Annotated in this window: 11 protein-coding genes; 5 read left to right on the forward strand and 6 right to left on the reverse strand. The window is 41.5% G+C overall.

Annotation, left to right across the window (positions count from 1 at the left end):
• Positions 1 to 265: 265 nt before the first annotated feature.
• Positions 266 to 1,885: an inorganic phosphate transporter gene (locus BS636_RS00945; RefSeq protein ID WP_099337105.1), complete on the reverse strand. Its 1,620-nt coding sequence runs from the start codon at positions 1,883 to 1,885 to the stop codon at positions 266 to 268.
• Positions 1,886 to 2,401: 516 nt separating this feature from the next.
• Here BS636_RS00945 and metH point away from each other — a divergent pair.
• A complete protein-coding gene (metH, locus tag BS636_RS00950) occupies positions 2,402 to 6,088 on the forward strand; it encodes a methionine synthase (RefSeq protein WP_099337106.1) in 3,687 nt (1,228 codons plus the stop codon).
• A gap of 60 nt (positions 6,089 to 6,148) precedes the next feature.
• Here metH and BS636_RS00955 read toward each other — a convergent pair whose 3' ends face one another.
• Together BS636_RS00955 and BS636_RS00960 are read right to left on the reverse strand one after the other, a co-directional pair.
• The gene (locus BS636_RS00955; RefSeq protein WP_213064230.1) at positions 6,149 to 7,858 is read right to left on the reverse strand and encodes an ATP-binding protein; all 1,710 of its coding nucleotides are present in this window, start codon (positions 7,856 to 7,858) and stop codon (positions 6,149 to 6,151) included.
• A 2-nt stretch (positions 7,859 to 7,860) separates the two neighbouring features.
• Positions 7,861 to 8,922, reverse strand: a complete 1,062-nt coding sequence (locus tag BS636_RS00960; RefSeq protein ID WP_099337108.1) for an SIR2 family protein — start codon at positions 8,920 to 8,922, stop codon at positions 7,861 to 7,863.
• Between the two features lie 264 nt (positions 8,923 to 9,186).
• Here BS636_RS00960 and dhaK point away from each other — a divergent pair, with 264 nt between their 5' ends.
• Positions 9,187 to 10,917 (forward strand): dihydroxyacetone kinase subunit DhaK, encoded by a 1,731-nt coding sequence (gene dhaK, locus BS636_RS00965; protein WP_171265974.1) that lies wholly within the window; start codon positions 9,187 to 9,189, stop codon positions 10,915 to 10,917.
• Between the two features lie 205 nt (positions 10,918 to 11,122).
• Here the strand turns inward: dhaK and BS636_RS00970 are convergent, their stop codons facing one another.
• A complete protein-coding gene (locus BS636_RS00970) occupies positions 11,123 to 12,397 on the reverse strand; it encodes a glutaminase (protein ID WP_099337110.1) in 1,275 nt (424 codons plus the stop codon).
• Between the two features lie 274 nt (positions 12,398 to 12,671).
• On the opposite strand from BS636_RS00970, the gene BS636_RS00975 reads away from it, so the two are divergent.
• Together BS636_RS00975 and BS636_RS00980 are read left to right on the forward strand one after the other, a co-directional pair.
• A complete protein-coding gene (locus BS636_RS00975) occupies positions 12,672 to 13,811 on the forward strand; it encodes a GGDEF domain-containing protein (RefSeq protein ID WP_228206916.1) in 1,140 nt (379 codons plus the stop codon).
• 256 nt (positions 13,812 to 14,067) lie between these two features.
• Entirely contained in the window at positions 14,068 to 15,219 is a 1,152-nt protein-coding gene (locus tag BS636_RS00980) for a sensor domain-containing diguanylate cyclase (protein WP_099337111.1), read from the forward strand.
• Positions 15,220 to 15,274: 55 nt separating this feature from the next.
• Here the strand turns inward: BS636_RS00980 and BS636_RS00985 are convergent, their stop codons facing one another.
• Both BS636_RS00985 and BS636_RS00990 read right to left on the reverse strand, forming a co-directional pair.
• Positions 15,275 to 16,081, reverse strand: coding sequence for an SDR family oxidoreductase (locus tag BS636_RS00985; protein ID WP_099337112.1), 807 nt, complete (start codon positions 16,079 to 16,081; stop codon positions 15,275 to 15,277).
• An 18-nt stretch (positions 16,082 to 16,099) separates the two neighbouring features.
• Positions 16,100 to 16,774, reverse strand: coding sequence for a hypothetical protein (locus tag BS636_RS00990; RefSeq protein WP_099337113.1), 675 nt, complete (start codon positions 16,772 to 16,774; stop codon positions 16,100 to 16,102).
• Positions 16,775 to 16,963: 189 nt separating this feature from the next.
• Here BS636_RS00990 and BS636_RS00995 point away from each other — a divergent pair, with 189 nt between their 5' ends.
• The gene (locus tag BS636_RS00995) at positions 16,964 to 19,858 is read left to right on the forward strand and encodes a valine--tRNA ligase (protein ID WP_099337114.1); all 2,895 of its coding nucleotides are present in this window, start codon (positions 16,964 to 16,966) and stop codon (positions 19,856 to 19,858) included.
• Positions 19,859 to 19,904: the final 46 nt, after the last annotated feature.

Consider the following 19,904-nt stretch of genomic DNA (forward strand, 5'->3'; position numbering starts at 1 on the left):
TTATTTTCTTCAATCTAAAATTCTTCTAGGGCAAGTAGTAAATAGTATTTTAATTTAAAACTATACCCTCACCCCAGCCCTCTCTTACGCTTCGTTTAAAGCAGTGCTTTAAACTCGCTCAGGGAGCGGGAGCTTTCTTTGTGAATTTAATAATTATTTTTAATTATAAAGGAAGTTCCCTTTCCTCTCAGGAGAGGGTTAGGGAGAGGTAAAAAATCACCCATAAAAAAACGCTGCCTAAGCAGCGTTTTTACATCAAATTTTTTTAGAAAACTTGTAGCAGAATCCAGTACAAACCACCAGATAAACAGATCGTTGCTGGCAGTGTAAATACCCAGGCAGACAAAATCGATTTAACCATTTTAAAGTTCAAGCCAGACTTATTCGCCACCATCGTACCTGCAACTGCAGAGTTTAGGACGTGCGTGGTAGATACTGGCATACCAAAACCATCAGCAGCAGCAATCGTAGACATGGCAACCAGCTCGGCTGACATACCTTGACCATAAGTCATATGCTCTTTACCGATCCGCTCACCAACCGTCACGACAATACGCTTCCAGCCGACCATGGTACCTAAACCGAGTGCCAATGCAGTCGCGACTTTTACCCAGGTAGGAATGTATTGCAGGAATGAATCCAGATTGTCACGGTATTCATCAACTGTTTGTTCCTGAGCCTCACTCATTGCCGGTAAAGCTTCTGCTTTATCCAGACGTTTAAACGCTGTGGTGCTCAGGTACATGTCATTCCGGAATTCTGAAACTTGCGCTTCTGGAACATCCTTGATGTTGCCATAGCTACCGACCTTATCACCCAGATGATCCGTCAGACTTGCCAGTGCAGGAACAACCTCAGCATTCAATTCTTTGGTTTGAATGTAGGTCGTGATGATGGCACGTGCTTTTTCGTCTGGAATATCTTCATGCTGCGGATAAATCGCATCAGCTGTTTGTGCAGACAACTGGCCAAAAGACTGGATATGTGCTGCATCCAGATTTTTATTCAGTGAATATGCCAAAGGTACACAACCGATCAGGATCAGCATGATCAGGCCCATACCTTTTTGACCGTCATTTGAACCGTGCGCGAAACTCACACCCGTACAAGTAAAGATCAGAATGGCACGAATCAATGGTGGTGGTGGCTTGTTGCCTTCAGGTGGCTTAAACAGTTCAAGTTGCTTACGGAACACCTTTTTCACTAACAGGAACAAGACAGCAGCAAATGCAAAACCAATCAAAGGTGAAAACAGCAATGCTTTACCAACTTTCAGCACCTGCTCCATATCCACACCAGAAGCACCACCACCCGAATTCAGCAGGTAGTTCATGATGCCTACGCCCAGAATCGAACCGATCAGGGTATGTGAACTGGAAGCTGGAATGCCGAGGAACCAGGTGCCCAGATTCCACAGAATCGCAGCGATCAGCATGGCAAAAACCATGGCAAAACCGGCACCCGTGCCGACATTCATGATCAGTTCAACTGGCAGTAATGCAATGATCCCGTAGGCAACGGCACCACTGGCGACCATTACCCCAAGGAAATTACAGAAACCTGCCCACATGACCGCAACTGGTGCAGACAGTGCATTGGTATAAATCACGGTCGCAACCGCATTGGCCGTATCGTGGAAACCGTTGACGAATTCAAAGCCCAGCGCAATCAGCAGTGCTGAAGCTAAAAGGATCATGGAATACAGACCGATCGGTGGAACATGAGCCAAATCTGAAGTCACTTGGAAGCCGATATAAATCAGCGTAGAAATAATGAGAGTCAGAAACACCGGCATAAAAAATTTCGGTGTTGGCACATGAACATTGGCCGGCTTATCAGAAGGCGACTGTTGGGCTGAACCTAAGGGAGTTTGATTAGAATTCATGCAAGCAGTAATAGAGGATTCAAGAATCCCCATATTGTTCAGTTAAATTGTGACAATTATATGACAAAGCGCTGTCATATAAACCAATTTTTCAGATTTTCTCACTGCCGTTTATCCTGTAACTCCATACAATAAAAATGAAAATTAAAATTTTAAAATCAGTTATTTACTGAAATAACAGTATTCTATTAATCAATTTTATTCATGTTTTGCAATATATCTATTCTACCCATCACAGCTGTCATATTCTTGAAGCTTATACCCTTGGGTTCATATTGCCCTGCTCATATGACATTTTCATGAAACTCACTTACATTTTATTTTCCAGTTAAGTGCCCTTCTCAGGGACTTTATTAATGCAGTTTTCTATCTGTTTTCAGCTTGCTAGGCAGACCTAGATTTCCTTATCAAATTTTCATATCAGATATATCCAGCATTCTGTATAAGCACTACAGAAAACTGCGCACTAATCTGTTAAGATTGTTGCCGTTTTTGATGCTTACTGAGAAAGTTTGAATGTCTACACTTGCCACCTTAAAAGAACTTCTTGCCAAGAGAATTTTAATTATCGATGGTGCGATGGGTACCATGATCCAGCGCCATAAATTGGAAGAAGCCGATTATCGTGGTGAGCGTTTTGCTGATTGGGCATACGATCTTAAAGGCAATAACGACTTACTTGTGCTGACTCAGCCACAGATTATTCAAGGCATTCACGAAGCGTATCTTGAAGCCGGTGCCGATATCATTGAAACCAATACCTTTAACGGTACCCGTGTTTCAATGTCTGACTATCACATGGAAGATCTGGTTCCTGAGATCAACCGTGAAGCAGCCCGTCTTGCCAAAGAAGCATGTGCCAAATATTCAACGCCTGAGAAACCACGTTTTGTGGCTGGTGTAATTGGGCCGACATCACGCACGACCTCTATTTCTCCAAACGTAAATGATCCTGCGTTCCGTAACATTACCTTTGATCAGCTAAAAGTAGATTACATTGAATCGACGAAAGCACTGATTGAAGGTGGTGTCGATATCATCCTGATCGAAACTGTATTCGATACTTTAAATGCCAAAGCTGCGATCTTTGCGGTGAAGGAAGTATTTAAAGAATTGGGCACTGAACTACCAATCATGATTTCAGGTACGATTACTGATGCATCTGGCCGTACCTTGACAGGTCAAACTGCGGAAGCATTCTGGAACTCAATGCGTCATGCAGAACCGATCTCGATTGGTTTCAACTGTGCCCTTGGTGCAGATGCAATGCGTCCACACGTCAAAACTGTATCTGACGTTGCCGATACTTTCGTGTCTGCGCATCCGAATGCTGGCTTACCAAATGCCTTCGGTGGTTATGATGAAACGCCGGAAGAAACTGCAGCCTTCATTAAAGAATTTGCGGAAAGCGGCCTGATCAACATCACGGGTGGCTGTTGTGGTACAACGCCTGATCATATTCGTGCGATTGCTCAAGCAGTTGAAGGGATTGCCCCACGTCAAGTTCCTGAGATTGAACCAGCATGTCGCCTCAGTGGTTTAGAGCCATTTAACATTACCAAAGATTCATTGTTCGTGAACGTGGGTGAACGTACCAACGTCACCGGTTCGAAAAAATTCCTGCGTCTGATCAAAGAAGAAAACTTTGCCGAAGCGCTAGATGTTGCGCGTCAACAGGTTGAAGCTGGTGCACAGATCATCGACATCAACATGGATGAAGGCATGCTCGATTCAGAAGGTGCGATGGTGCACTTTTTGAATCTGGTGGCATCTGAACCTGATATCTCTCGTGTGCCCATCATGATTGACTCATCTAAATGGGAAATCATTGAAGCTGGCCTGAAATGCGTGCAAGGTAAAGCAGTTGTAAACTCGATCTCCCTGAAAGAAGGTTATGACGAGTTTGTTGAACGCGCCCGCCTCTGCCGTCAATACGGTGCAGCCGTGATCGTGATGGCATTCGATGAAGATGGTCAGGCAGATACAGCTGAACGTAAAAAACAAATCTGTAAACGTTCTTATGACGTTCTGGTGAATGAAGTCGGCTTCCCTGCTGAAGATATTATTTTTGACCCGAACGTATTTGCCGTGGCAACTGGTATTGAAGAACACAACAACTATGGTGTGGACTTCATTGAAGCAACTGGTTGGATTAAACAAAACCTGCCACATGCGATGATTTCAGGTGGTGTATCGAACGTATCGTTCTCATTCCGTGGTAATGAGCCTGTGCGTGAAGCGATTCACTCGGTGTTCTTGTACCATGCCATTCAACAAGGCATGACCATGGGGATCGTGAACGCAGGTCAAATGGCAATTTACGATGACATCGATAAAGAACTGAAAGCAGCCGTTGAAGATGTTGTGCTTAACCGTAACCAGGGTGCAAGCGGCAATGAAGCCACTGAAAAATTGCTGGAAATTGCTGAAAAATACCGTGGTCAAGGTGGCACGCAAAAAGCCGAAGAAAACCTTGAATGGCGTAATGAAAGCGTTGAAAAACGCCTGGAATATGCATTGGTAAAAGGCATCACCACTTATATCGACCAAGATACTGAAGAAGCACGTTTAAAAGCCACTCGCCCACTAGACGTGATCGAAGGTCCATTAATGGCAGGTATGAACGTGGTCGGTGATCTGTTCGGTGCCGGTAAAATGTTCCTGCCACAGGTAGTAAAATCTGCACGTGTCATGAAACAAGCTGTGGCTTGGTTGAACCCGTACATCGAAGCGGAAAAAACCCAAGGTGAAGCCAAAGGTAAAATCCTGATGGCGACCGTAAAAGGCGACGTCCATGACATTGGTAAGAATATCGTAGGCGTGGTACTGGGCTGTAACGGTTATGACGTGGTCGATCTTGGTGTGATGGTGCCATGTGAAAAGATTCTACAAACTGCGATTGATGAAAAAGTCGATATCATCGGTTTGTCTGGTCTGATCACCCCGTCTCTAGATGAAATGGTTTTTGTTGCCAAAGAAATGCAGCGTAAAGGCTTTAACATTCCATTGATGATTGGTGGTGCAACGACTTCTAAAGCGCATACTGCTGTGAAGATTGCTCCTCAATACCAGAATGATGGCGTGTACTACACGGCTGATGCCTCTCGTGCGGTCGGTGTAGCGACTCAATTACTTTCTGCCGAAATGAAACCAAAACTGGCAGCAGACTATGCAGCGGATTATGAAAAAATCCGTGTCCGTCTTGCCAACAAACAGCCGAAAGCTGCGAAGCTGTCTTATGCTGAATCGGTTGAAAATGGTTTCAAAATCGACTTCGACAAGAATGCGCCATTTAAGCCAAACTTTATCGGTTCACAAACTTTCACCAACTATCCTTTAGAAACCTTGGTGGAATACTTTGACTGGACACCGTTCTTTATTTCTTGGAGTTTGGCTGGCAAATTCCCGAAAATTCTTGAAGATGAAGTCGTTGGTGAAGCAGCACGTGATCTGTATGCACAAGCACAAGCAATGTTGAAAGACATTATCGACAATAAACGTTTCGATGCGCGTGCAACGTTCAGCATCTACCCTGCAAATCGTACCGGTTCAGATACGGTTGCTGTGACTGATGAAGCTGGTAATGTAACGCATACTTTTGAACACTTACGTCAGCAGTCTGACAAAGTGACTGGTAAAGCGAACTACTCTTTGGCTGACTTTATTGCGCCTAAAGATGTGGTTCAGGATTACTTGGGTGGCTTTACCGTTTCGATCTTTGGTGCGGAAGAGCTGTCTCAGGAATATAAAGCCAAAGGTGATGACTATAACGCAATTATGGTTCAAGCCTTGGGTGACCGTTTTGCGGAAGCCTTTGCAGAGCATCTGCACCAGCGCATCCGTAAAGAGTTCTGGGGCTATCAGGCTGACGAAACTCTGGACAATGATGAATTGATCAAAGAGAAGTATGTCGGCATCCGTCCTGCGCCGGGCTACCCAGCTTGTCCTGAACATTCTGAAAAAGTGCCATTGTTCAACTGGTTAGGTACGACTGAGAAGATGGGTACTTACCTGACTTCTAGCTTTGCGATGTGGCCACCTTCATCAGTAAGCGGTTTCTATTATGCAAACCCTGAAACTGAATACTTTAATGTGGGCAAAATCTCTGGCGATCAGCTGGAAGATTATGCGAAACGTAAAGGCTGGACACTGGATGAAGCGAAACGTTGGTTAGCGCCAAATCTGGATGATTCTATCGTGTAAGAATCCTCTAATTTAGAGAAGAAAAAATCCCCTCGAGTGAGGGGATTTTTTATTGAAATATTAATTTCTGTTTTGTCTTCTCATATTCTCAATTGATTTTTCAAAGTTTGTTTCTTTAACTTCTTCAGACCATTTTGTCCAAAAATCAATCGTAGCACTGAGTGGTTTCTGAGTTGGTTCATGAATTTTAATACGACTAGGAAGTAATACTGCATCACCAACAACCATTGCCTCACCCACATCCAGCAATGGTAGTTGCTCTAATAAACTGGCATAACTTTCAGGCAAAACACTTCTCACAGCACTCTGATCATCAGAATTTGTCAACCTTAAAGAGATAATATTATTGCATTGGCTTAATATCGTAGTACTAACATCAGAAGGCCGTTGACTCACAATTAACAAAGCAACACCATATTTTCGTCCTTCTTTAGCAATCTTTTCAAAAGTTGCAACTGCTCGTTTTTCTAATGGGCTATTAGGATAGTTTGGTAAATATAGATGTGCTTCATCACATACAAAAGCTAGAGGTCTTCTACTAGCAGAATCAGTCCAAAATTGTACTTGATACGTTAGTCGAGAAACTAATCCGATAATAGTTGGCAAAATATCAGCAGGCACATCAGAAAAATCTACAACTTTTATATTGCTTTCAGCAAATGACATTAATTTTGCAACAATATTATATAAGGATTCGTATTGAAGATATGAGGAATCATTTTGAAATAGAAAGGAGTATCTTTTGTCATTAACACGACTTTTAATCCTTACAAGTAACCGTGTTAATTCTCCATGATAGGGACCATTTTTATCTTTATTATTAGCACCCGGGACTCTTTCTGTATTTAAATATTCTAATCGCTCTAATAAGTCTTCAATTCTATAAGGAATAGGGCTATCAAATGTTAAAGTTTCTATAAGGTCAGCTTTATTATTATCTTCTAAAAATTTTTTCTTTAACTCCAAAATAGTATTTTGAACTAAAACAACTTGGTTGTGAGCAGTAAACTCACTACCATCTACAAAAAGAGTCTGAATTTCATCATTATTAAGTAACCAATAAGGCAAATATATATTTTCTGGTGAAGAAATATCATCTTCTGGGCCAGGAATTCTAAGTTGCTTAGCATAAGCTAGACTTTTATATTCACTATGCAAATCATAAACAATGATATTAGAGGAAGGTAATTTGGAGGTATTTTCTAGTAAAGTAGCGACTGTCCAAGATTTCCCTGAACCTGTACTTCCTAATATAGCAGCATGACGTTGAAACAGTTTATTTCCATCCAATAACGCTTTCGCCTTATCATCTAATTTGAAAACTCCTAATTCTAGTAAGCTTTTTGAATCTTTCTCATCAGATAAATGACCCATAAAAACTTCTAAATTTGCATCTTTTAAGACAAAACATTGAGTATCAATTTCAGGTACATGATCTACTGATCTAGTAAATATATTTTTTTGTTTACTCGCATCCCATTTTAGAGCCCCCATCAAAGTTACTTTAACCGTATTAACTACCGTTTCTTCCAAATATTCTAATTCTTCTTCCTCTTCCGTTATACTAGTTGGACTTACTACAATAGACTTAATAACTTTGTCTATCATACCAATCAACCAATAATCATAAGCAATATTTAATTTAGCAGCGATTAATTGATTTACTCGTGCTTTTTTTAAATTATTACTATCTTCTACTAATATTGATACTTTTCTAGTATCTACTTCTCTAACGTCACCCAGATAATAAGATTCATCAAATGAAAACATAACTATGTCCCTAAAATTTCTTTACTAAAAACTGAAAATTCCCATAAATTAATATCAAGCTCATACCAACTACCAAGTTTTTTATTAAAGACTCTTGCATTATCATTTGAATCTTGTTTGCAAATTACCCACATATTTTCAGAGCTATTCATCCACTCTTCAATTCTTTCATTTAAATCTCTTGTAATTACTAAAGCGTTATTCTTATTATTTTGAATTTTATTCTTTATTGTTCCATTTACTAACTGCATATCATTAAATCCAAAACCCAAAAATAAAAATGAACTTGATCCATTCACTGCAGCATCATAAGCACTTAACAATGAAGTTCTATGCTCATGTAATTTTTCATATTTTGATAAACCAGGTGTTACCAATATACGCTCAACTGTAAGAGGCTTCGAATGTGTCCAAATATCACTCTCAACAACTTTATCTTTATATAAAAAAGTATTAAGAGACCCATGAGGCTTATAAAATTTAATATGCTTTTTTAAGGCTTTTCTCGGTGGTCTGCGACCAGTTGACGGAGTAATATGCTGATGATGATTACAAGACTTTTCCCAATCTAAATGTTTAATAACACCTCCGCTAAATCCGGTACAATAAGCAATATTGTCTGATACTAGACTATATTCACAAAGTAAATCATAGTTAGGAGTTGCAACATTCAAGACTTGATTTTCGCCAATAGAATTAAATAATTTATTAATTATTTTTCTTAAGCTCCATGAAACTTTTCCATCCAAAATTTGAGTTGAATATTCTTTATCTATTGAAGCTACAAAATTAGCTGTATTTTCAACTATCCTATTAATTAATTCAGTTGAATTAACTTCATTCATAGAATTTTCAAAATCTATTCCATTATTAAGTTTATCAAGAACAGCCTGCCATTCTTCTAACATTACTCCTGATAGAGTACTAAACTCATTTTCCAAATATTGTTGTAATGCTCCCATACCGAAACGAGTATCAAGTGCACAAGAGGTACCTGTTCCAAATAACACAAAAGGAGTATCTAAGAAAAAATTTTGAAGTTCTGTGTAAATTTTACTTTTCATAGCCCCAAATTTATAAAATAAAAACAATAATATATATTAAAATTAGTTTGATTTTTACACAAAAATATAATTTTTTGCTCTTTATAAGTTTTATTTTCTTTTCTGAAAAAACTTAAAGATTATCTTTCGTTCAATTTTGTCCTAACTTTTCTACTCTATTATTTTTTAAGCTCTCTTTTTTACATTTTAAGTTTTATTTGTTTAGTAATTTCAATAATAATAAATAGATATTAATCTCCCAAATCCATGACTATTGGTGTTCCAATGAAGAAACTCATGAACGATGCTGAAAACATCGTTGTCGAAATGTGCAAAGGCTTTGTCCTGGCACATCCAGAACTGGCATTTAATGAATCTTATAAAATCATTTCCCGAAAAGAAAAACACCAAAATGTCGCCCTGATCAGTGGTGGCGGTAGCGGTCACGAACCTGCTCATGCGGGCTTTGTCGGTCAAGGCATGCTGGACGCTGCCGTATGTGGTGACGTGTTTGCCTCACCTTCACAAATTCAGGTCTATAAAGCCTTGCAGCAAGTCGCGACTGACAAAGGCATCCTGATGATCATCAAAAACTATTCTGGCGATATGATGAACTTCCAGAATGGCGCAGCATTAGCAACTGAAGATGGCATCAAGGTTGATTACGTCAAAGTGGCAGATGACATCGCGGTAAAAGACAGCTTATATACAGTCGGTCGTCGTGGTGTAGCCGGCACGGTCTTCGTGCATAAAATTGCCGGTGCTGCTGCATCTAAAGGTTATGAGCTTGCTCGCGTGAAAGAACTGGCACAAAAAGCTGCGGACAATGTGATCAGCCTTGGTTTCGCCTATTCCTCTTGTACCGTTCCAGCCAAAGGCACACCAACGTTCACTTTGGCTGATGATGAAATGGAATACGGCGTAGGCATCCACGGTGAACCGGGGATCCGTCGTGAAAAAATCCTGCCGTCTAAAGAACTGGCTCAACGCATTGTCGATGACCTGTTTCTGGATCGTCCTGATCTGACTGAAGTTGCAGTTTTGGTAAATGGTTTTGGCACAACACCACTGCAAGAACTGTATGTATTCAATAATGATGTATGTGAACATCTGGCAAGCAAAGGCATCAAAATATATCGTACCTTTGTTGGCAACTACATGACCAGTATCGACATGGCCGGTGCATCGGTTTCCCTGCTGGCTGTGGATGATGAACTGAAAACTTATCTGGATGCAGAAGCCAATACCCCTGCATTTAAAATGGATGGTTCACCTGCACTGCCATTTGAGTTTGCTGCCAAAGGTCAAACGGCTACACGTACAGTAAATACCGATGTTGAAACGCATCCTGAACATGCTGTGATTGCCAATGAACAATTCACTATTGAAAACATGCGCTATGTGGTCGATGTGATGAGTGCCTGCATTATTAAAAATGAAGTGCCTTTCTGTGAACTGGATGCCCATGCAGGCGACGGCGACTTCGGTATGAGTGTTGCCAAAGGCTTTAAACAACTCAAACGCCAGTGGCATGAATTAGTTCAGGCTGAACAGATGGATGATTTCTTGCTGAACTGCTCCATGATCATCATGGAACATTGTGGCGGTGCTTCAGGTCCAATCTGGGGTTCTGCATTCCGTGCAGCAAGTAAATCGATTAAAGGCAAAACCACATTATCTGTGGCTGATTTTGCTGAGATGCTGCAAGCAGCAGTAAAAGGCATTCAAGTCACAGGCGAACGTTCATTTGGTCGTGGCGCAGTCGTGGGTGACAAAACCCTGATTGATGCTCTGGTTCCATGTGCAGATTCTTGGTCTGCAAATACCGATAAGACTTTTAAAGAAAACTTTGTTCTAGGTGCTCAAGCTGCTGTTGCCGGTGCAGAATCAACTAAAGACATCGTGGCGCGTATGGGGCGTGCAGGTACGGTCGGTGATCGAAGTCTGGGATATCCAGATGCCGGTGCGCATGGTTTAGGTGTAATCTTTACGGATATTGCTGAACATATTAAATAAGATTGCCTGATGTAATAAAGCCTCGACATTGTTCGGGGCTTTTTATTTATATTCTTACCTCAATCCTCTCTTACGCCTCCTTTAAAGCAGTGCTTTAAACTCGCTCAGGGATAGGGAGTAACATATGTCTATTTGCTTCAGTAATTTAAAAATGGAATTCCCTCTCCTTACAGGAGATGAGCAGCACTGCTGCGCAAGGAAAAGGTTATTTATACTTTTCCAAAAACTTTTCCAACTCCTCCGTCACCACCACCCTTTTTCTACCCTTTAACTGATCTTTATCCAGTAAACCTTCTGAGTCTACAACCAGCACTTTATGTCCATCCTGTTTTAAACGATCGACACCTTCAAACAGCATTCGGGCACCAACATCATGCATCAGAGTGAGATTGGTTAAATCGAGAATAATGGTGCTTTTACCTTCCGGTTCATCCTGCAAGATTCGTAGCAGCATTTCAGACTCGGTAAACTGCAACACGCCACGCAGTTCATAAACCACGACGTTATTCTTTTTACCCACCGTATAACGGCTTTGCAGAATGGTCTGTGCTGACGGCGTACCTTCCATGAGATGCAGTCCCATATCATGCGACAGATTTTCAAAGATTCTGACACCACGTACACTATTACCATGCTCATCAATTTTTGGGGAAAATACCGCAATCCCCACTTGCCCTGGCAGCACTCCAATAATGCCACCTGCCACACCACTTTTGGCCGGAATACCGACTGTCGTCAGCCAGTCTCCAGCAGCATCGTACATACCACAGGTTAGCATGACACTGAGTAATTGCCGGACTAAAGACCGATCCAGCAGCCGTTTTCCCGTCTTGGGGTTTACACCACCATTGGCCAAAATACTGGTAATGACTGCTAAATCTTTTACTGTGACTTTAATGGCGCATTGCTTGATATAGCCATGCACGATTTCTTTAGGATCTTCATCCAGCACACCCACCGTACGCAGCATGTAACCAATCGACATGTTACGAAAAGCCGTTTTAATCTCGGAGTTATAGACTTGCTCATCAAAGGACAATTCTCGCCCTGCCAGCCCACTTAAGAATCGTCGGATCTGTTCAGCGCGGGACACAGTTTTTTTATAAGGAATCAGAGAATGCGTGGTAATCGCACCTGAATTAATCATCGGGTTTTTAGGAATATTGCGTTCTTTTTCCAGCGAAATCTGGTTGAAAGCCTCACCTGATGGCTCTACCCCAACTTTTTCCAGTACCTGTTTTAGCCCTAACTCCTTGATTGCCAGTGCATAGGCAAAAGGCTTGGAAAGAGACTGCATGGTAAATTCAACGTCATCATCTCCTGCAGAATAGATGGTCCCGTCTACGGTCGATAGCGCAAGTCCGAGCTTGTCAGGATCGACTGCGGCAAGTTCAGGAATATAATCGGCCAGCGCGCCTTTTTCATTATCATGGCAGGTAGAAAGCACATGCCTTAAATAGTCGGGAACAGGTGTTTTCATCCAGATGGATCCTTAAAATTTTTATATTATTTCCACCTTAAATTTTTAGGAAAAAACTACAAGTATTGCTGGGTAGCATTTTGCAAATAACCAGCATTACTTTAAACATAAGCTATTTGCCGCTATAAATCTTCAGCATCAAAAGATCATGCAGTTTTATTTTTTCAAATTTTCAAAATGATTGAGTGGATAAATATCGTTCTTATATTTTTATAACTATGCTTAATTACGGAAAATGATATTATTCATACAATAGCTAATATTCTAACCCAACATGCTGACTTCAGATTTTACTTTTTATAGCTTACTGGTGCCGAGTATTATGTCGAGCTTGGGGATCATCATGCTATGTATTTCCCATTATAACGACTTACCGCATTATTTAAGCTCCTACGCCTATGCACTGATATTGTTTGGTTTGGCTATATTACTCAATACCATTTTATCTGGGTCAGCATTAATAGAAATCTCAAGTCTTGTTGCTATACTTTATTTTTTATCTTGTGCATTTCACAGTAAAGCGATTTATGAGCGTTTAACTGTCGACTATTTATGGCCCACCTATATTTACTTGATTAGCTTGGGTGCATTTGGCATTTATTACTATACCCAAGTGACTGCAGACCAGACTGCCCGTTTGCTGATTATTGGGATGACTACCGCAGCGATCTATCTACACCGCCCGATTGTTTTTCTTCGGACTCCCACACGTTTGCGGATCGACCGTTACCTGAAAATCTTTACCTTTGTGACTGCGGTTATTGCCATTGGACGTGCAATCGTATTAACTGCTTTATTGAATGATGAAGGCTTTGTCGCCCATTACGAACCGGCTTGGGCATTTACGCAACTGTTACTGCTTTTAATTGAACTGATCTTTTTAGGGATGTTCATCAGCTGTGCCATTTTGGACCTGGTATTAAAGCTAGAACAGGAACGCTATCGCGATCCACTGACCGGATTATTAAACCGTCGTGGACTTGAAGCCTATATTCAAAAAATAAATTCCGATCCTGACTTACAGCATGCGGTTTTGATGGCAGATTTAGACCATTTCAAGTCCGTGAATGATCGTTACGGACATCAGGTGGGTGATTTGGTTTTACAGCATATTAGTCAGATCTTTAAAGCCAATATTCGGAAGAAAGACCAGGTTTCACGTATTGGTGGTGAAGAGTTTTTGATTGTCTTGCCCAATATTCAAAAGGATGCTGCTTTTAAAATTGCTGAACGAATCCGATTACAACTTGAAGATACCCCATTACAGCATGAGCAGCAGCATATTGATCTAACCATCAGTATAGGCGTTAGCTTTTTCAAGGATCCGGCAGAGATTGAAGAAGCCATTTTAGCTGCCGATCAAGGCTTGTATCAGGCCAAACAAATGGGGCGCAATCAGATTCAATCTGCATAAAATCATTTTTACTAGAGATACATTAAAAAAATAATCACGAAATTTATAATTAAATTATTAGTTTATTTTTTATTCAATTTGAAAAATAATTAATTTTCTTACAATGTTTCAGATATTTGCGATGACCATTTTCCATACAAAATTTCTCAATTTTTATTTACACAAAATAATAAGAAACTCTGTTCTATTTTTGTTTATTTTTGCTAATTAATATAATGTTATTATGCTTAGAATCTCTCCCTAATATTTCCTATAAATGTTCGATGCCCAGCTGAACTTTTACAGCATACTCATCCCTATTACGATTATCTGTCTGGGGATTGCGATCGCCTGTCTGTATATTTTTCAAAGACTGCCACGCTATTTGGCAAGCTATTCGCTGGCCTTGGTCTGTGTCGGTTTTAGTCTGCTGTTGCAAACTGTCCTCACTGAGGATTTTCTAGAAATTGTTTTAGGCCCGCTTTTCGCCATCTATTTTCTAGGCTGTGCATTGCATATCTATGCCATCCATGAACGCCTCCATCTGCCCCCTCGTTGGCCTGTGCTGATTAGTCTGATTTTTTTGGGTTCGGTCGCCATTTTTTATTTTTCTGCGATTGAGCAGCAACAAGTGTATTCACTACTCGTGACCAGTTTTACTACGGCTGCCATTTTCCTGCATCGCCCGATTGCACTGTGGCAGCACCGTGCAAAACTAAAAATTGACCGGACGTTAAAAATACTCATTTTAGTGGTCGTGTTCTTCATTATCATGCGTGCAGTGATTTTTAGTTTCCTGATGCAAGGCGATGACCCGCTCTCCTCTTATGATGGTTTATGGGCGTTTACTCAGTTACTTCGTCTCTTAGTCGATATTATATTTTTAAGTTTGTTCTTTAATGGTGCTTTTCAGGAAGTCGTTCTACGCCTGACCCAAGAACGCAATTATGACCCATTAACTGGTTTATTAAATCGACGCGCCTTAGAGGAACATCTGACTAAAATTGAAAATCAACCGAGTACACAAAGAGCAGTATTAGTTGCAGATCTCGATCATTTTAAACAGGTCAATGACCAATATGGGCATACCTTTGGCGATCTTGCCCTGCAACATGTCAGCCAAATTTTCCAACAAAATATTCGCAGCTCGGACAAAGTGATTCGTATGGGAGGTGAAGAGTTCTTAATTTTATTGGATCGTTGCCATCAAACGAAGGTATTACATATTGCAGAACGCATTCGCAGCTCTGTAGAAAATACACCACTGCAATACCGCGGTGAGTGTATTCGTATAACGGTCAGTATTGGGGTGAGCTTTTTTAAACAATCTGAAGAGTTTGAATGTGCTTATCACCAAGCAGATCAACTGTTGTATCAAGCGAAAAATGAAGGCCGTAATCGCATCCATTTTCAGCCAAATCACGCCTAACCCACTTTGATTGGCTATAAAAAAGAGCATCAGCATGCCCTTTTTTATCAGATGATTATTTCACCTTGGTTTTACGAATCATCTTATACAGCATCTTCGGTGAAATACGGGATACGATGACACCCAGTTTTTCCTTGGTACCACCGACCACAATATATTCCTCCCCCTGCTGTAAGGCTTTGACTGTCTGTTTGGCAAAGTCATCGGGAGCCAAGCCATTTTCAATCGCTTCATCTTGTTTGGCTTGAGGTTTGCCTTCACCATTAAGTGCATTAAAAGAGACATTAGTTTTCACGAAGCCTGGGAAAATCACCGAAACCTGAATCCCCTGATCAGCCACCTCAGCACGCAAACTGTTGGCCCACATATGAATTGCACCTTTGGCTGCTGAATAAGAAGCGCGGTACTGTGTGCCCAGCAAACCAGCCACACTGGAAATAAATGCAATACGTCCCGACTTCTGTTCCAGGAAAGTCGGCAATACAGTTTTAGTCAAAAATACTTGTGAGAAATAATCTACTTCCATAATGGCACGTTCAGTTTCCATGGTGGTTTCCTGAATTAGTGCACGCAGACTAAGACCGGCATTGTTAATGAGCCAGTCAATCCGGCCTTTATTTTCCAGCACCTTAGCATAGGCTTTCTCCACTTGAGCTTCATCGGTAATATCCGCAATAACAGACAGATGTTGATCAGGATTCGGCAAGCTGAGACGGACATTTTCCAGTTCTTCAAAACGGCGAGCAGTTAAAATTACCTGCGCCCCCTGTGCTGCACATTCTTGTGCCATTGCCTTACCAATCCCTGAAGATGCCCCAGTAATCCATACCACTTTTCCATTTAAATTTTCCAGCTTTGCCATTGATCCCTCTGTCTTTTGTTAAATATTTGATGTCTGTTTTACTTCATCTTCTAAAAACGCTAAAAAATGCCCGAAGTAATGACTGATAGTTGGCGCATCATACAGGCTTCCCAGTTTGTCAAAACGCTTATAGCCGAGTTGCGTGGTTAAATTAATCACACCATTCAGGGTTTTATCAACCACCATATTGAACTTCAGCATTTTCTTGGGCTGACGTACCAGATGGGTAACGCCCTGATCCACCACTTCAATAAAAGTCTTTAATGCCGGTGAGACATAGTGAGGATTGCCAGATCGCATTTCCTCTACATAGCTCAGCAGTTCCATCGCCAGCGTTTTCTCGATGGGATAACGCACGTAGTAATCGCCTTCAATTTCGTGGGTCATCTCATACAGATAATTCACCATCGGAATCAGCCGTTCATTGCCAAAAAATGAAACTGACCACGGCATATATTTCCGTGTGGTCTCGACAATTTGCTGTACCACTTTTTCAGACTCGCGATCCGCAGAAGTTGAAAGACGAGCAAGGCGACCAAAGACCTGATCAATAATTTCACAGGCGATATCGGTCAGGTTTTCACCCAAGGCTTTGGATAGACTGACTTGATCGCCATTATTGAGACGAGCATGAATATCGCGAAAGCGATGATGGGTTTCAGGCTGGATTTGCAGCGTTATGTTATAGCTCATCTTCATCTCCTCTACACGAGTCGTATTCTTTTTAATCCGCGATGAGTCGCCTTTGTTTCAGTTCTATCATAGCCCGGTATCTGTCACAAGCTGCATGGTTAAAGTTTGCATCGGCTTAGGCTGCCGCATACGCCATTTTTTTTGCTACAATAGATGCAATTTTTTATCCACTTTTGATCTGTTTAGACTATGACTGATTCAGCGCAAAATATTGCTACGACCTACGATCCTACCGAGATCGAGAAAAAATGGTACCAAACCTGGGAAGAGCGCGGTTACTTCAAGCCGTCTGAAAAAGGTGAATCATTCTGTATCATGATTCCGCCGCCAAACGTCACTGGTAGCTTGCACATGGGTCATGGTTTTAACAACGCCATCATGGATGCGCTGACCCGTTATAACCGTATGTCAGGCAAAAATACCTTATGGCAACCAGGTACCGACCACGCAGGTATCGCAACGCAGATGGTTGTGGAACGTCAGTTGGGCGCTCAAGGTGTCAGCCGTCACGACCTTGGCCGTGAAAAGTTCATCGAAAAAGTTTGGGAATGGAAAGAACAGTCTGGCGGTAATATTACCCGTCAAATCCGTCGTTTAGGTTCTTCTGTAGACTGGTCTCGTGAACGCTTCACCATGGATGAAGGTTTATCCAATGCTGTTAAAGAAGTATTTGTAAAACTGCACGAACAAGGTTTGATTTACCGCGGTAAACGTCTGGTGAACTGGGATCCAAAACTGCAAACTGCCCTGTCTGACCTGGAAGTTGAATCTGATAAAGAAGAACAAGGTTCATTGTGGCACTTAAAATATTTCTTTGAAGATAAATCACTTCGCACTAAAGATGGTAAAGACTACCTCGTTGTTGCAACCACTCGTCCAGAAACATTACTCGGTGATTCCGCGGTTGCAGTAGCGCCAGATGATGAACGTTATGCACATCTTGTTGGTAAAAACATCATCCTGCCGATTACTGGTCGTACTGTTGCCATCATTGCTGATGAATATGTTGATAAAGAATTTGGTACTGGATGTGTGAAAATTACACCTGCTCACGACTTCAATGACTATGAAGTGGGTAAGCGTTGTGAATTACCAATCATCAACATCTTTAACAAAAATGCTGAAGTACTGGCTGAGTTTGAATACATTGAGAAAGCTGGTGAACAGATTTCTAAAACCATTCCTGCACCAGCAGACTATATCGGTTTAGAGCGTTTTGAAGCGCGTAAAAAATTGATTGAACAGGCTGAAGCTGAAGGCTGGTTAGATCAAATTCTCCCATATACATTGAAACCACCTCGCGGTGACCGTTCAGGCGTGATTGTTGAGCCATTACTGACAGACCAATGGTATGTAAAAATTGCGCCACTGGCTGAACCTGCAATTGAAGCGGTAAAAGATGGCCGTATCAAGTTCGTTCCTGAGCAGTACAGCAACATGTACATGTCATGGATGAACAACATTCAGGACTGGTGTATCTCGCGTCAATTGTGGTGGGGTCACCGTATTCCGGCTTGGTACGATGCTGAAGGCAATGTATTTGTCGGTCGTAACGAAGAAGAAGTTCGTGCGAAACACGGTATTTCTCCTGAAGTTGAATTGAAACAGGACGAAGATGTACTAGATACCTGGTTCTCTTCTGGTTTGTGGACATTCTCAACTTTAGGCTGGACTGGCGACGAAGCGAAAGACAAAGACAACTATTTCTTGAATACTTTCCACCCGACTGATGTTCTGGTGACTGGTTTTGACATCATCTTCTTCTGGGTTGCCCGGATGATCATGATGACCATGCACTTCATGAAAAATGAAGATGGCACACCACAAGTACCATTCAAAACTGTGTATGTACACGGTCTGGTACGTGATGGCGAAGGTCAGAAGATGTCTAAGTCTAAGGGTAACGTACTTGACCCATTAGACCTGATTGACGGTGTTGATCTGGAAACCTTGGTACAAAAACGTACTTTCGGTCTGATGAACCCTAAACAGGCTGCGAAGATTGAGAAATCTACCCGTAAAGAATTCCCTGAAGGTATTCAGGCTTACGGTACTGACGCAGTTCGTTTCACATTCTGTGCGCTTGCCAACACTGGTCGTGACATCAAGTTCGACATGAAACGTGTTGAAGGTTACCGTAACTTCGCCAACAAAATCTGGAACGGTACCCGTTTCGTGATGATGAATGTTGAAGGTCAAACGGTTGGTCAAACTGCACGTCCTGATCTTTGGGAATTGCCTGAACAATGGATCGTGAGCCGTCTGCAAAAAGCGGAACAAGCGGTTCAGCAAGCGTTCGCGACTTACCGTTTAGACTTGGCTGCTCAAGCGATCTACGAGTTTATTTGGAATGAATACTGTGACTGGTATGTCGAGCTGACTAAACCGGTTCTGAATGATGCTAACGTTTCTGAAGAGCGTAAAGCTGAAGTTCGCCGTGTGTTACTGGCGGTGATGGAAGCGTCTTTACGTCTTGCTCACCCAATCATGCCGTACCTGACTGAAGAAATCTGGCAAACACTTGCACCTAAACTGGGGATCTCTGGCGAGACCATTATGCTTGCTCAGTACCCTGTTGCAGATGAAGCGCTGATCAATGAGCAGGCTGAAGCGGATATGAAATGGCTGCAAGGTCTGATCGGTGCTGTACGTAACATCCGTGGTGAAATGGGCTTAGGTAATGCTCGCTTATTACCAGTTCTTCTTCAGAACACCACTGAAGCTGAAAAAGCACAGATCACTCGTATCGAAGCCTTGTTCAAGGCATTGGCTAAAGTTGAAAGCATCACCTTCTTAGGCGACAGCGAACAACCACCATTGTCTTCTTCTTCAGTAGTCGGTCACGTATCTGTATTCGTTCCAATGAAGGGCTTGATTGATCCTAAAGCGGAATTGGGTCGTCTACAAAAAGACTTAGACAAAGTTCAAAAACAGCATGACCAAATTGCAACTAAACTTTCTAACGAAGGTTTCGTAGCAAAAGCACCTGCTGCTGTGGTTGAAGGTGAGAAAGTGAAACTTGCTGAGTTTGCTGATCAGTTAGCAAAAATTAAAGCGAATATGGAGCAAATTGCGGCGCTTTAATGTGTTGTTAATTTAATCTAATTTGTAGTATAAAGGGCTGATTATT

Source organism: Acinetobacter sp. LoGeW2-3 (assembly GCF_002688565.1).
GTDB lineage: Bacteria > Pseudomonadota > Gammaproteobacteria > Pseudomonadales > Moraxellaceae > Acinetobacter.